The following is a 13,633-nucleotide window of genomic DNA, read 5'->3' on the forward strand; positions in this document are numbered from 1 at the left end:
GCCACCGCGGGAACCTGTCTCCGTTCCAAATCGCCTCCTCCTTGCGGCCCGGCCTCTCCGAGCACCTGTTTACCCCGCCCCCTATCATCCTCGACCTCGTTGAACCTGAAACCGGTGAGTACCATGTCCCTTGTCCCCCCACAATACGCTTGACATACCATCGTCCGTAAGCCTATAATCCCGCCGTATCGATTCCTTACCCCGACGGCGAGCGATTTCCATCTTTCATGAAGCGGCCGAAGTTCCATACCCGCGCTGCGCGGGGCACGGCGCCCGTAGATGACGATACGGGCGCGTTATCGGTCCCCATCTATCAAACGGCTTCCTTCGCCTTCCCCTTCGGCGACGCCGGGCGGGCGCTGGTCGCCGGCGAAACCGAGGGCTACTTCTACAGCCGCTTCGCCAATCCCGCCACCGCGGTTTTCGAACGGGACGTAGCGGCCTTGGAGGGTGCGGAGGCGGCGCTGGCCTTCAACTCCGGGATGGCCGCCATCGCGACCACGATCCTGGCGCACGTGGGCGCCGGCGACCACCTCGTCACCCAACGCCAGCTCTACGGCGGAACCGCCATTTTCTTCGCCGAACAGCTGCCCCGCTTCGGCGTCGAGCTGACCTACCTTGAGCACCCCGACGGGTCGGCGGTCACCGCGGCAATCCGCCCCGCGACCAAGCTCGTCTACCTGGAGACGCCGTCCAACCCCCTGTTGAACGTGGTGGATATCGAGGATACGTCGCGCGCCGCGGCTCGAGCCGGCGTCCCGACGGTCTTCGACAACACCTTCGCGACGCCGTACCTCCAACGGCCGCTCGAGCTGGGCGCGACGTTCGTCGTCCACTCGGCCACGAAATACTTCGGCGGCCACGACGTAATCGCCGGCGTGCTGGCGGGGCCGGCGGACCGGCTCCACGAAATAAGGAAAACGCTCTACAAGGACCTGGGCGTCGCGCCGGCGCCGGCGACGTCGTACCAATTCATCCGCGGCCTTAAAACCATGCCGCTGCGGATGGACCGCCATTGCGCCAACGCCCAGGCGATAGCAGAATTCCTCGCGACCCACGGAAAAGTCCAGAAAGTATACTACCCCGGCCTGCCGTGCCACCCGGGCCACGAACTCGCCCGGCGCCAGATGAGTAAGTTCGGCGGCATTTTGGCGTTCGAGCTCGCCGACGGGGAGGCGGCGCGGCGGTTCCTCGGGGCGCTCGAGCTGTGCATCTTCGCCGTCAGCCTGGGCGACCCGCTCACGCTGGTACAACATCCGCCGGGCGTGACCCACGGCGTCTTCGAAGCGGAGCGAGCCTCCGGCGCCGGCATGGCGCCCGGCTTCGTAAGGATATCGGCCGGCTTGGAAGACGCGGAAGACGTTATCGCCGATCTGGCCCAAGCCCTGGACAAAGCGTGATCGTAAGAAGCGAGGTAGATATGCGTCGTCTCGCAAAGGCCTTGGCGTTATGCAGCACCTTGCCCCTGGTCGCCGGTTGCATTTCGTACAACCAGCACACCACCTTCGAAAGCGACGGTTCCGGCCGTATAGTACTGGATACGTGGGTCCGCTACTTCGGCGACGAAGAAGGAGACCAAACCGCGGGGGAAAACGTAACGCCCGAGGCCAGCGACGAACTGGACCCCGCTTTCGCCGGCTTGAAGGGCGTAACGGTCGAGGAAAATTGGGCCAAGGTCGAGGGCGAGGGAGACGACCGCCGCGAACACACTCATATCGTCCTCGGCTTCGACAAAGTCGAAAGGTTTAGCGGCCACGGCGTCTTCAAAAACCAGGAATTGACGTTCCAAAAGGACGGCAACGAATTCCTATTTAAGCAGGTTATCCTTAATGAACGAGAGGAAGAACCGGAAGAGTCCACGAAGGAAAGCGAAGAGCTAGCTCGCACCCTTTTCGAAGGTTACACGTTTACGTACACGGTGGTCATGCCGGGCCGCGTCGTCGACACCACCGGGACCGTGGGCGACGACGGCCGGACGGTAACGTGGGAATGGCCGCTTTACGATTTCGCCAACCTGGAGGAAGTTATAATGACGGCTGCGTCGCTAAAGGAGTGATGCCCGCCGCGGACGGAAATTGCGGTTGACAGGTGAGGCGTCCGTTGTTAGAATCGCGCTAGTCGGGAGCGCCACGGCGCGATAGCGGGGCCGAGGCGCGTAAAGTACATTAACGCTCCAAAACGTTTTCATAAATTAGGAGGAAATTTTTATGCGTTTCAAAATCGCGGGCCTCGCGGCCCTCGCGGTAGCTCTGGTCATAGTAGCCGGCTGCATAAACTACGACCAGGAGCTTACGCTAAATACCGACGGTTCGGGGACGATAAAAATTAGGTACGACCGGACGGGCGGAAGCACCGGCGAAGAAAAAGAAGGGGAAGGCAGCCTCGACTTGAGCGCCGCGCCCAAGCTATCGTTCACCGAGAAAGAGATTATGGCGGAATACGAGGGCGCGCCCGTCACGGTCCGCGACATCGAAATCGGCGAAACGGACGCCGGCGTCCCCGAGGCCACCTACTACATCGACTTCAACAACATCACGGACCTGAACGGCCGCGGCGTCTTCGCCCTCGAGGGCGAGAAGCTCAAACAAACGTTCTCCCTCGACACGGCGGGCGACACGCAGGTCTTTAAGCAACTCGTCCAACTAAAAATGGACATCGAGGACCCGTCCCAACTTTCCGATTATAAATTCAACTATATTTTGAACGCCCCCGCCGAGGTCGTCGAAAACAACGGCACCGCTACCGGCAATACCGTCAAATGGGAATACTCCCTGGATAAACTCATCAATACCGACACCGAGATGACGGCGACCTACAAAGCGGCCGCGCCGGGTGCCGGCGGCAAAATCGCCGTTATTATCGGCATCATCCTCTGCGTCATAATAGTAATCGTTATAATCATCGTAATCATCGTACTGCTGACCAAAAAGAAGAAGAAGCCTGCGGGGCCGGCACCGACGCCGACGCCGCCCTCCGAACCTGAACAACCCTCCGCTTAACCCTCAACTCACGCGGGTAAATGGAAACCAGGGGCGGCCGCAAGGCCGCCCTTTACACCCGTTACGACCCGTATTGAGACGGCAACCCGACCGCCGCCGGACGGGAAAGGTTTGATGGCGCGACAAAGCAAATTAATCGATATGCTCGTTAACGAGCTGACCAAGATGCCGGGCGTCGGCCGCAAAACCGCCCAACGGCTGACTTTCTTCCTCCTGAAAGCCCCCGAAGGGTACGTCGAAAACTTGGCTCGACTTCTCAACGAAGTCAGAGAGCACGTAAACCCGTGCCGGGAATGCGGCAACCTGACCGAGGGGGAACGTTGCAACGTATGCGCCGACGACACCCGCAACCGCCGCCTTATATGCGTCGTGGAGGAACCGTCCCATATCAACCTCGTCGAGCGCACCGGCGAATTCAATGGCGTTTACCACGTCCTTATGGGTGTTATATCGCCGTTGGAAGGCATAGGCCCCGACCAACTGCGGATGGCGGAACTCGTGAGCCGGACCCAGAGCCACCAGGCCGTCGAGGTGATAGTCGCGACCGACCCCGACGTCGAAGGCGATACCACGGCCTACTACATCGCCAAGCTGCTGTCACCGCTGGACGTCAAAGTCACGCGTATCGCCCGGGGTCTGCCCGTGGGCGGCGACCTCGACTTCGCCGACGAAGTTACGCTGGCGAAGGCTATCGCCGGGCGGCAGGAAATAGGAAAATAACCTAACCTTGCGCCAAACGGGTACTAAGCAAAAAACCGGGCGTCGCCGCCCGGCTCGTTCGTCTCGGTTTCACTCTATCTGAATAACGCCTTAACGCGACCCAACGACCTGGGCTCGACGGCCACGCCCCTTAAATCGACTTTCCACAAACGGCCATCGTTCGCCAGCGTGCTGACCCACAGGTACCTACCGTCGTACGCCGCCCCCCAGGGTTCGTCGGCGGGCGTCGCGAACGAACCGGCCACGGTACCGCTCACCGGTTCGAAACCGACGACCCGATAGTTTTTCGTAACGTCGTCGTACTCCGGCCCCCAAAGGTTCGCCCCGTCCCAGGCAAGGTCGTATAGCTCGTAAAGAGCCGAGTACGATTTTACTAAGCGGCCGTCGATACGCATTTGGTAGTACGGGTGGGACCACTGACTACCCTTCTCCGTGCCCCATAAATGGAAGCCGGACCACGTAAGACCCTGGCCGAAGTTCCAGCTCGCCTTAAAAGAGGAGACTACGCCGCCGCCCCATTCGAACCGGTGAATATAGTCGGTCGCCTTGTTCCCGACCCAGAAGTATTTACCGTCGTACGCCAAACCGGCGGTATCGGGGCCGGCCTTCGCGAACTTGAAAGAACCGAGCACCTTCCCGTTGCCGGGGCCGACCTTCCAAATCAGGTACGGAGCCGTTTGGCAAAAGCAGTAGGCGTTGCCGTTCGCCCAGGTGAGCGCGACGGGTTTCGGCGCAGGCGCGGGGAAGGAAGCTACTATCTCGCCGAAGCGGCCTGAAGCGGTAGCGGCCGTCAACGCGCATACCGTCGCGGCTAAAAATACTAAACGCACAGCTATTCTCATATCTCCACCTTGTCTATCGGTAACGGTTTTAATATAAAGGTTTCACCCGAAATAATCAAGGGAAAAGGGGTTCGTCGCCCCGCCGGCTTTCGACCCGGAACGCCGATAAGCTTTTATAAAAAACGTTTTCTACCTAAACCGACTTTATGTTATAATATTAAAAAGAGTAGAAGCGGCCGAACTAAATTACTTTACCGGATAGCGTTATAAAATACCCTCCAAACGTAAAATTATACGGTTACCCAAGCCGATCAGCGGCGTCGCGGAAAGGCCGAGTCCGCACACCGGTCGCTTTTATACCCTTTCGCGCGACGTCGAACGTAAAATTTAAACCTAGCGAGGTGATACGAATTGCCGGATAAAATCGTCGAAATCCGGTGGCACGGCCGCGGCGGCCAGGGCGTTAAAACCGCTGCGATGTTGTTCGCCGAGGCGGCGTACGAGGGCGGTAAATACGTCCAAGGTTTTTCCGATTACGGGCCCGAGCGCTCGGGCGCGCCGATTCAAGGCTTTACTCGCCTCAGCGACGGCCGCATCTACCTCCACAACTTCATCACGGAACCGGACGTAGTCGTAGTATTGGACCCATCCCTCTTGGGGACCGTCGCCGTGACCGAGGGGTTGAAAAAAGGCGGCAAAGTCCTAGTAAATTCTTCCCACGACCCCGCCGAGCTCGCCGCCCAATTAGGGGTAGACAAAGAGCAAGTGTTCGTCGTGGACGCCAAGAAAATCTCGCTCGAGACGATGGGTCGCGACATGCCCAACTCGCCGATGATGGGCGCCTTGGTAAAAGTCGTCGGCCTGGTCGAATTGCCCTGGGTCAACGAAACGTTCGAAAAGAAGTTCGGCGCGAAATCCGAGAAAATCGTGGCCGATAACGTCGCCGCGGTAAAGAGGGCGTACGACGAGGTGCGCGGCGCCGCCAGTTAATAACCGGAGGCAACGTAAAGATGGAGAAAAAGAAAGGCTGGAAAGAAGTACCGCTGGGCGGCTTGATCACGGAGGCCGGCAACGCCGACGAGTACGAGACCGGCTCGTGGCGAACGTTTAAGCCGGTATTGAATCCGGAAGCTTGTAACAACTGCCTTATTTGTTGGATTTTCTGCCCGGACACGTCGATCCGTATCGAGGACGAGAAAATGGTCGGCTTCGATTACGTTCACTGTAAAGGTTGCGGCATTTGCGCCGCCGAGTGTCCGAAAAAAGCCATCGAGATGGTACTAGACGAACAGAAATAGGAGACCGCTGTGGGCAAAACACCCGTTCGACAAATAAAAATGCCGCTCACGGGCAACGACGCGAGCGCGTTCGCTATGAAACAGGTCAACCCCGACGTCGTAGCCGCTTACCCTATTACGCCGCAGACCGAACTTATGCAGACGTTCGCGCAATACGTCGCCGACGGCGACGTCGATACCGCGCTCATAACGGTCGAGAGCGAGCACTCCGCCATGAGCGCCTGCATCGGCGCCGCGGCCGCGGGCGCCCGCACCATGACGGCCACCTCGGCCAACGGCTTCGCGCTGATGTGGGAAGTCCTCTACATCGCCGCCTCGTTGCGCCTCCCCATCACCATGGCGGTCGTGAACCGCGCCCTGTCCGGGCCCATCAACATCCACTGCGACCACTCCGACTCCATGGGCGGCCGGGACGCGGGTTGGATACAAATATACGCCGAAAACCCGCAAGAGGCGTACGACCTGTGGCTTATCGGCATAAAGGCCGCGGAGAACCACGACGTCCTTCTGCCGGCGATGGTTATGTACGACGGCTTCATCATTAGCCACACCATGGAAGTCGTGGAGACGCTCACCGAAGACGTGATCAGGGATTACATCGGCCCCTACAAACCGGCGTACGCCTTGCTCCTGGACGAGAAACCGTTCACCGTCGGGCCGTTGGACTTCCACGATTATTACTTCGAGCACAAGCGCCAGGAGCTCGAGGGTATGGAACAGGCGCCCGCGGCGCTCGCCGCCGCCGCGGCCGAGTACGAAAAGCTCTCCGGCCGCCGCTACGGCCCGGTCGAAACGTACCGAGCCGACGACGCCGACGTCATAATGGTGGCGCTCGGGTCCACCGCCGGGACGGCGCGCTACGTCGTGGACGTACTGCGCGAGCAGGGCAAATCCGTCGGCCTTATGAAGCTGAGGACCTTCCGCCCGTTCCCCCACCGCGAAGTCGCCGACGCCCTCGGCAAGACGAAATGCGTCGTGGTGTGCGACCGCGTCGCGTCGTTCGGCGCGTTCGGCTCGCCCACTTTTATGGAGGTGCGGAGCGCGCTCTACGAGGTCCCCGATAGGCCGTTGGCCATAAACTACATCTACGGCCTCGGCGGCCGCGACACCGGCCCCGACCTCCTCGAGCAAGCGTTTGAAGAGGGCCTCCGCGTAGCCCAAACCGGCAAAATCGAACAGCACGTGGGCTACCTCGGCGTACGTTAAGGGACTGCAGTCGGAACTCTTAAGGAGTGTATAGATGACTACGCTTAAGGAATTATCTCACCGCGAAGAACGCTTTACCGGCGGCCACCGGCTGTGCGCGGGCTGCGGCGCCGCCATCGTCGCCCGGCAAGTCCTGCTCGCCGCCGACGGGCCGGTAGTAATCGGCAACGCCACCGGCTGCCTGGAAGTCGCGACGACCCTTTATCCGTACTCGTCGTGGAAAGTCCCCTGGATCCACAACGCGTTCGAAAACGTCGCCGCGACTATTTCGGGCGTGGAGACGGCCTACCGCGTATTCAAACAACAAGGCAAGCTGGCCAAGGATTTCCATTTCGTCGCTTTCGGCGGTGACGGCGGCACGTACGATATTGGCCTGCAGGCGTTATCGGGTGCGCTCGAGCGCGGCCATAAGATGCTCTACGTCTGCTACGACAACCAGGCCTACATGAACACCGGCATTCAGCGCTCCGGCGCCACGCCCAAGGGCGCTTCTACCACCACCGCCCCGCACGGTAAATTAATCCCGGGTAAAATCCAACGCCGTAAAGACCTCACCGCCATCGTCGCGGCGCACCACATCCCGTACGCGGCGCAGGCCGCGCCCCACGCCTTCATGGACCTGGTGCGTAAGGTCGAGAAAGCGCTCGCCGCCGACGGCCCCTCCTTCATCAACGTCCTCTCGCCCTGCCATCGCGGTTGGCGCCACGCCCCCGAGGAAACGCTCGAGGTAACCCGCATCGCCGCCAACACCTGCTTCTGGCCGCTTTACGAAATAGTCGACGACCAGTGGAAGCTTACCTATAAACCCCGGAAAAAATTGCCCGTCGAGGATTGGTTGAAGTTCCAGGGCCGTTTCAAGCACCTTTTCGACGACGGCGGCCACCCCAAGCTCGTCGCCGAGATCCAGGCCGACGTCGACCGCGACTGGGAGGACCTCCTCATACGCTGCGGCGAGTTGCCGCCGCGCGAGTGCCGCGACGAAAAGGCGAAGGAATAGCAACCGCTAAAATCAGGCCTACGCGAAAGCCGTCCACGAGGGCGGCTTTTTTACCCCGAAAAACACGATAATAACGGGTCGAAGGCCCGATAACGCGTAACGGCACCGTTTTCCGGTATAACTTGTCTTGGGCAACTTTTTTTGGTAAAATAACGTAATTTACTAAAAAGAGTTATAATACATATTATGAAGGCCGTTACGTTCATATCCGCGCTTCTTGTGGTCGCCGCCGGCGCGCACGCCTCGGAGCTTACGCTCGAGGAGGCGATAGACTTCGCGCTCGCCCGGAGCCCGGCGGCCGCGGCGGCGGAGGCCGCGTACCTGTACGGCCGAGCCGACCTCTACCAGGGATGGGGCGGCGTCCTCCCCGCGGCGAACTTGTCCTACTCCGGCTCGCGTTACTTCGACCGCGAGGCGTTCCGCGTGGGCGGCTACGAAATACCCGGCTACAGGCCGCCCATACATTATTACTACGCCCAGGGCCGGTTGGACCAACCGTTGTTCGCCGGCGGCAGGTTGATATGGGGCGTCATGTCGGGGCGGGCGTCGGCTCGAGCCGGCAAGGCCGCCCGCGTTGAACAGCGCCAATCGCTGGTCGTCGAAATCGCCCGCGCCTATCTGGCCGTATTAAAAGCGCAGGGTTTGAAAAACGTCGCCGACACTTCGCTCGAGGCCGGCCGCAATAACGAGGAGCTCGCGTCGGCCCAATACGAGTCCGAGGCGATCTCGCGGGCGGAATACCTCAAGGCCGTCGTCCGGCGGGGCGTAGACGAAACGGCGTCGATCGCCGCGGAAGCGGCCGTCGAAACCGCGCGGCTGGCTTTCTTCAACGCCGCCGGTATGGAACCGGACGACAACCTCACCTTCGCCGAAGTCGAGGGTTTCGAACCGCGGGAATTACCCTCCCCGGCCGAGCTGACCGAGCAAGCCATGGCCCGCCGCCCGGACGTGACCAGAACGAACGCCGAAAAGCGCGTCGCCGACCTCGGCGTACGGTCCGCCCGGGCGGGGTGGTTCCCCTCGCTGGCGGCGTCCGCCATCTACGCCTGGAACGACGTCAACTCCCCCTCCCGCGAAACATGGAACGACTTCGACGAGTGGACCGTGGGCGCGACCGCGTCGTGGGACCTATTCGACGGTTTTTCGACCAAAGCCAACGTAGACCGCGCCCGGGCCGCGGCGGCGACCGTCCGCGTGGCGCACGACCGACTACGCGACGCCGTGGCGTTGGACGTTACAACGGCCTACTACGAATACAAGAAGCAAGCCGAGACGGTCACTGTAGCGGAGAAGACCGCGGCCGCCGCGGAAGAGGAATTCACCATCGTCCAAGAACTTTACGCGCTCGGCGGCGCCTCCACCCTCGAGCTGACCGACGCCCAGGCCCGGTTCGTCGAAGCCCAAAACGCTTTCGTCGAAGCGAAATACGACTTCCTCATCGCCGACTTCGACCTGAAGCGCGCGTTGGGCCAACTGAAATATTAGCGGCGTTTTACCGTTCGTTCACGGCCTACGGCCCTTTTAATCCTTCGACCCGACGTAGGCTGCGGGCCTCAACCGGGGGCCGGCGGACGCCGTATCAATTCGCGCCCTAAGGGGTACTCGAGATGAAACGCCAAATCCGTATGACCAAAGTGCGGTGGGCCCTGGTAGTTATAATATGGCTCATATTAATCTCGTGCCCGCTGCTCGTCACCAACTCCAAACGCCAACAGGTCCCCCCCGTCCGGGTGGATACCGTCACGAGCGCGGACATCACGTCGTACGTATCCGGCCCGGCTACCGTCGACCCCCGCGTGAGCGTCGACATCTCGGCCAACATCATGGGCAAGGTGACGAAGATTTTCGTCGAAGAAGGCGAACGGGTAGCCAAAGGCGATATCCTGTTGGAGCTCGAGCAAACGCAATACCGCGCCACCCGCGACGAGGCGGGCGCGGCCTACCGGAGCGCCGTCCGCAGCCTGGAGCTCACCGCAACGAAATGGAACACGGCCCGGGAAGTCTTCGACCGCAAGCAGAAACTATACGACAAGCATCTCATATCGCGCGAACAGTACGACCTCGCCAACACCCAATTCGAAGCCGAACGGACCGAACACGAGCTGGCTCGAGACAACGTCGTACGGGCGCGGGCCTTTTTGGTTCAGGCCAAAGATTCGCTCGATAAAACGATCTACACCTCTCCCCTCGACGGCGTCGTAACGGCGCTCAACGTCGAGGAGGGCGAGTTCACCGTCGTGGGCACGCTCAACACGCCCGGCACGGTAATGGTCACGGTGGCGGACCTGGCCGCCATGCAGGTCGTGGCCGACGTCGACGAAACCGACGTCGTCAACGTCGAGCTGGGGCACCCGTCCTCGGTAACTATAGACGCCTTCCCGAACGAAATATACCGGGGAGAAGTCATCGAGATCGCCTCCAGCGCCAAGGAATCGGTGTTCACTACCACCGACGAAAAGACCTCCGCCGATTTCGAAGTCAAAGTCTTACTCGCCGGCGATACGTCGGCGCTCCGCCCGGGGATGACCGCGACCGCGGACGTCATTACGGCCGAGGCCGAAGGCGTAACCGCCATCCCCATCCAAGCGCTCGTTACGCGCACCCGCGAAACCGTTACGGAGTGGGAGGAGGCGCGCGCCGGAAAAAGCGGCGACCGCGAGAAACCCAAGGAAAAAGCCAAGCCGCAATCGGACTTATTCCGCACCGACTACGTGAAAGGCGTCTTCGTTTTCGACGACGAGAAGCCGTTCGTAAAGCGGGCCCGCTTCGTCCGCGTGGAAGCGGGCATTATGGGCGACCGGTACGTGGAAATCAAGAAGGGCCTAAAAGGCGGCGAGACTATCATCGTCGGCCCGTACAAAACGCTGCGCCGCCTGAACGACGGCGACCTGGTCCGGCTGGAGAAGAAGGAGCCGACGGAAGAAGAGCAAACGTAATGGCCGAGCCGCTCATAAAATTACGCGACATAGTTAAAATTTACCACATGGGCGGCGAAGACGTCGTCGCGCTTAAAGACATTAACTTCGACGTCCGGCGAGGAGAATACGCCGCCATTATGGGGCCGTCGGGCTCCGGCAAATCGACGTTGATGAACATCATCGGCTGTCTCGACGTCCCGACCGGCGGCTCCTACCACTTGAACGGCCAGGAGGTGGCGGCGGCCACCGAAGACGAACTGGCCGCCATCCGCAACCGCGAAATAGGCTTCGTCTTCCAGACGTTCAACCTCCTCCCCCGCGCCACCGCGGCCAAAAACGTCGAGCTCCCGCTGATATACGCCGGCATCCCGCCCGAGGAACGCCGCCGACGCGCCGCCGAGGTCCTGGAGGCGGTGGGGCTCGCGAAACGCGGCCACCACAAACCGAACGAAATGTCGGGGGGAGAACGGCAGCGCGTCGCCATCGCCCGGGCGCTCGTCAACCGCCCCTCGGTCGTGCTGGCGGACGAGCCCACCGGAAACCTCGATACCAAGATAGGCGACGAAATACTGGCCGTGTTTCAACACATAAACGACGAAGGCAAGACGGTCATAGTCGTAACGCACGACCCCGACGTCGCGGCCAAAGCCCGAAGCACCATCGTACTGCGTGACGGCCAGATCGTCGACCGGGTGAACAAGAAAACGAAAAAGCCGCGAGGGCTTCGCGGCGGCTAAGCGGCAATCGGGGGGCTTAATATATTTCGGCCGGGACGCCGGCCTCCTCGCACACGCGGCGCGCTATGGCCGCGAGCCGCTCGCGGGGGACCATCTGAACGCCGGGCCGCGCTACGGGACGGTCGGTAGTATAGACCTGGACCGCCGACGGCTTCACCGCCGCTACCGCGCTTACGTAATCGGCCACCGCGCCGTCGTCGGCGTTTCCCGCGTCGCCGGCGACGAAGCAAGATTGGACCGTAAAATTATCCAAAGCGGCGAGCCCTTCCAAAATAGCGTCGAACGATACGCCGGCCGCCGGCACGTTGACCGCGGCGAAGAGCTCCGCCGAGCCGGCGTCCAACTTCATGATGGGCGCGTCCAACGAAGCGAGGGCGGCCCGTATCTCCGGGCGGTCGACGGTACTGGAGTTCGAGAGCGCCGCCAGCTTCGCCGTGGGGCACAGCTCGTCGCGGACCGCCCGCACGGCCTCGACCGTCGCCGGGAATTCGGGGTGCAGCGTAGGCTCGCCGTTCCCGGAGAAAGTTACGTAATTCGGGGCCGGAATCGACCCGAGCGCGTCGCGGAGAGCGCCGGCGATTTCCGCGGCGGGCGGCAGCATATGGTTGAAACCCCTGCTCGAGGGAACGTGGTACGTCGTCGGGCCGTACTGGCAGTATATGCAATCGAACGAACAGATCTTCGCGACCGTGGGCGATACGTTTATGCCCAACGAGGGCCCCAGCCGTCGAGACGCGATGGGCCCGTAGATCACCGTTTTTTGAAGCTCTAGATAAGACATCGCGCCATCATAAAATAAATACTACCTTTAGACAACAACAAATAATAAGAGGTGTCTCCCGAGATGGCGGAGTGCAAGGTGAACGACAACCTGGTTTCTTGTAATTGCACGTACGAGCCGTGTAGCAGGAAAGGCCGCTGTTGCGACTGCATTTCGTACCACCGCGCGGCGGGGGAATTGCCCGCGTGCTGCTTCGACGCCGCCGCGGAGAAGAAGTACGACCGGTCCGTCGGCCATTTCGTCCGGTGCCAAACCCGCTAGCGAAAAACCGTTGACGGCCGGCGCGGCATAGCTTATATTTTCTGGAAGGGAGCCGTCCGGCACAAGCGCCTTTGGGTAGCGCGGAATCATGAAACTATCCATCATCATCCCGGTTTTCAACGAAGAAGCCACGGTCAAGGAAATAATCGACCGCTGCCGCGCGCTGCCCTTCGACACAGAAGTCGTCGTCGTGGACGACGGCTCGAGCGACGGCACGCGCGACGTCCTCGCGAAAGAGAACGGCGCCGACGGCGTAACGGTTTGCTACCACGAGAAGAACCGCGGTAAAGGCGCCGCGATACGGACCGGCGTCGAGAAATGCACCGGCGATATCGTCGTCATCCAGGACGCCGACCTCGAGTACATGCCCGAAGAATTCCCCGCGCTGGTCCAACCTATCGTCGACGGGTACGCCGACGTCGTTTACGGCTCGCGCTTCCTGGGGACCCACCGCGTATTCAAAGTCGTCCATTACTTCGGCAACAAGTTCCTGACTCTCGTCACGAACGTCCTCTACGACACCATGCTCACCGACATGGAAACTTGCTACAAAGCGTTTCGCGCCGCCGTTATAAAAAACGTCGACATCAAATCGGACCGCTTCAACTTCGAACCGGAGATAACGGCCAAAGTTTTCAAACAGAAAAAACTCCGCGTCTACGAGATGCCTATCTCGTACCACGGCCGCGATTACGACGAGGGTAAAAAGATAACCTGGTTCGACGGCATACCGGCGCTCTGGGCCCTCATCAAATACCGCTTCACCGATTAAATATGCTGGCGTTCCTTGTGGCGGCGTGGTCGGTGGCCGTCAAGTGGCCGTTACCGTTGCTCTTTGACACGCTGTTGCTCCGACCTATATGCCGCACGGCGCTCTATACCAGCGGTTCATATTATAAACGTTTACTGAAAGGCTCAGGTGGCAACCCGAAAG

The 13,633-nt window shown here is 60.7% G+C and carries 15 protein-coding genes; 13 read left to right on the top strand and 2 right to left on the bottom strand.

Annotation, left to right across the window (positions count from 1 at the left end):
- Window positions 1-227: 227 nt before the first annotated feature.
- From VMX79_00035 to recR, 4 genes are all read left to right on the top strand, one after another.
- The gene (locus VMX79_00035; protein ID HUV85482.1) at window positions 228-1,400 is read left to right on the top strand and encodes a PLP-dependent aspartate aminotransferase family protein; all 1,173 of its coding nucleotides are present in this window, start codon (window positions 228-230) and stop codon (window positions 1,398-1,400) included.
- Window positions 1,401-1,420: 20 nt separating this feature from the next.
- Entirely contained in the window at window positions 1,421-2,056 is a 636-nt protein-coding gene (locus tag VMX79_00040) for a hypothetical protein (protein HUV85483.1), read from the top strand.
- A 151-nt stretch (window positions 2,057-2,207) separates the two neighbouring features.
- Entirely contained in the window at window positions 2,208-2,999 is a 792-nt protein-coding gene (locus VMX79_00045; protein ID HUV85484.1) for a hypothetical protein, read from the top strand.
- A gap of 114 nt (window positions 3,000-3,113) precedes the next feature.
- The gene (gene recR / locus VMX79_00050; protein HUV85485.1) at window positions 3,114-3,719 is read left to right on the top strand and encodes a recombination mediator RecR; all 606 of its coding nucleotides are present in this window, start codon (window positions 3,114-3,116) and stop codon (window positions 3,717-3,719) included.
- Window positions 3,720-3,793: 74 nt separating this feature from the next.
- On the opposite strand, the gene VMX79_00055 is transcribed toward recR, so the two are convergent.
- Window positions 3,794-4,561, bottom strand: coding sequence for a hypothetical protein (locus VMX79_00055; GenBank protein HUV85486.1), 768 nt, complete (start codon window positions 4,559-4,561; stop codon window positions 3,794-3,796).
- A 351-nt stretch (window positions 4,562-4,912) separates the two neighbouring features.
- Between VMX79_00055 and VMX79_00060 the strand changes: the two genes are divergently transcribed.
- From VMX79_00060 to VMX79_00090, 7 genes are all read left to right on the top strand, one after another.
- The gene (locus VMX79_00060) at window positions 4,913-5,491 is read left to right on the top strand and encodes a 2-oxoacid:acceptor oxidoreductase family protein (GenBank protein ID HUV85487.1); all 579 of its coding nucleotides are present in this window, start codon (window positions 4,913-4,915) and stop codon (window positions 5,489-5,491) included.
- A 20-nt stretch (window positions 5,492-5,511) separates the two neighbouring features.
- Window positions 5,512-5,799, top strand: a complete 288-nt coding sequence (locus VMX79_00065; GenBank protein HUV85488.1) for a 4Fe-4S binding protein — start codon at window positions 5,512-5,514, stop codon at window positions 5,797-5,799.
- Between the two features lie 39 nt (window positions 5,800-5,838).
- Window positions 5,839-7,005: a transketolase C-terminal domain-containing protein gene (locus VMX79_00070; GenBank protein HUV85489.1), complete on the top strand. Its 1,167-nt coding sequence runs from the start codon at window positions 5,839-5,841 to the stop codon at window positions 7,003-7,005.
- A 34-nt stretch (window positions 7,006-7,039) separates the two neighbouring features.
- Entirely contained in the window at window positions 7,040-8,002 is a 963-nt protein-coding gene (locus VMX79_00075) for a thiamine pyrophosphate-dependent enzyme (protein HUV85490.1), read from the top strand.
- A gap of 186 nt (window positions 8,003-8,188) precedes the next feature.
- Window positions 8,189-9,487, top strand: a complete 1,299-nt coding sequence (locus tag VMX79_00080) for a TolC family protein (protein HUV85491.1) — start codon at window positions 8,189-8,191, stop codon at window positions 9,485-9,487.
- Window positions 9,488-9,609: 122 nt separating this feature from the next.
- On the top strand, window positions 9,610-10,938 hold the full coding sequence (locus VMX79_00085) for an efflux RND transporter periplasmic adaptor subunit (GenBank protein ID HUV85492.1): 1,329 nt from the start codon (window positions 9,610-9,612) through the stop codon (window positions 10,936-10,938).
- Window positions 10,938-11,657, top strand: a complete 720-nt coding sequence (locus VMX79_00090; GenBank protein HUV85493.1) for an ABC transporter ATP-binding protein — start codon at window positions 10,938-10,940, stop codon at window positions 11,655-11,657. The genes VMX79_00085 and VMX79_00090 overlap by 1 nt, the downstream gene beginning before the upstream one ends.
- Window positions 11,658-11,673: 16 nt before the next feature.
- Here the strand turns inward: VMX79_00090 and VMX79_00095 are convergent, their stop codons facing one another.
- Window positions 11,674-12,438 carry a radical SAM protein gene (locus tag VMX79_00095; protein HUV85494.1) on the bottom strand — a complete coding sequence of 255 codons (765 nt, stop codon included), beginning with the start codon at window positions 12,436-12,438 and terminating at the stop codon, window positions 11,674-11,676.
- A 63-nt stretch (window positions 12,439-12,501) separates the two neighbouring features.
- Here VMX79_00095 and VMX79_00100 point away from each other — a divergent pair, with 63 nt between their 5' ends.
- Window positions 12,502-12,699 (top strand): DUF6485 family protein, encoded by a 198-nt coding sequence (locus VMX79_00100; GenBank protein ID HUV85495.1) that lies wholly within the window; start codon window positions 12,502-12,504, stop codon window positions 12,697-12,699.
- An 88-nt stretch (window positions 12,700-12,787) separates the two neighbouring features.
- Window positions 12,788-13,471 (top strand): glycosyltransferase family 2 protein, encoded by a 684-nt coding sequence (locus VMX79_00105; protein ID HUV85496.1) that lies wholly within the window; start codon window positions 12,788-12,790, stop codon window positions 13,469-13,471.
- The last annotated feature ends 162 nt before the right edge of the window (window positions 13,472-13,633 follow it).

This window comes from bacterium, from assembly GCA_035529855.1.
Classification (GTDB): domain Bacteria; phylum RBG-13-66-14; class B26-G2; order WVWN01; family WVWN01; genus WVWN01.

Excerpts from the sequence above, each read along its gene's own strand:
- VMX79_00035 (HUV85482.1), top strand. The coding sequence starts at position 228 with ATGAAGCGGCCGAAGTTCCATACCCGCGCTGCGCGGGGCACGGCGCCC.
- recR (HUV85485.1), top strand. The coding sequence starts at position 3,114 with ATGGCGCGACAAAGCAAATTAATCGATATGCTCGTTAACGAGCTGACC.
- VMX79_00040 (HUV85483.1), top strand. The coding sequence starts at position 1,421 with ATGCGTCGTCTCGCAAAGGCCTTGGCGTTATGCAGCACCTTGCCCCTG.
- VMX79_00105 (HUV85496.1), top strand. The coding sequence starts at position 12,788 with ATGAAACTATCCATCATCATCCCGGTTTTCAACGAAGAAGCCACGGTC.
- VMX79_00095 (HUV85494.1), bottom strand. The coding sequence starts at position 12,438 with ATGTCTTATCTAGAGCTTCAAAAAACGGTGATCTACGGGCCCATCGCG.
- VMX79_00045 (HUV85484.1), top strand. The coding sequence starts at position 2,208 with ATGCGTTTCAAAATCGCGGGCCTCGCGGCCCTCGCGGTAGCTCTGGTC.
- VMX79_00070 (HUV85489.1), top strand. The coding sequence starts at position 5,839 with ATGCCGCTCACGGGCAACGACGCGAGCGCGTTCGCTATGAAACAGGTC.
- VMX79_00065 (HUV85488.1), top strand. The coding sequence starts at position 5,512 with ATGGAGAAAAAGAAAGGCTGGAAAGAAGTACCGCTGGGCGGCTTGATC.
- VMX79_00075 (HUV85490.1), top strand. The coding sequence starts at position 7,040 with ATGACTACGCTTAAGGAATTATCTCACCGCGAAGAACGCTTTACCGGC.
- VMX79_00080 (HUV85491.1), top strand. The coding sequence starts at position 8,189 with ATGAAGGCCGTTACGTTCATATCCGCGCTTCTTGTGGTCGCCGCCGGC.
- VMX79_00055 (HUV85486.1), bottom strand. The coding sequence starts at position 4,561 with ATGAGAATAGCTGTGCGTTTAGTATTTTTAGCCGCGACGGTATGCGCG.
- VMX79_00085 (HUV85492.1), top strand. The coding sequence starts at position 9,610 with ATGAAACGCCAAATCCGTATGACCAAAGTGCGGTGGGCCCTGGTAGTT.
- VMX79_00100 (HUV85495.1), top strand. The coding sequence starts at position 12,502 with ATGGCGGAGTGCAAGGTGAACGACAACCTGGTTTCTTGTAATTGCACG.
- VMX79_00090 (HUV85493.1), top strand. The coding sequence starts at position 10,938 with ATGGCCGAGCCGCTCATAAAATTACGCGACATAGTTAAAATTTACCAC.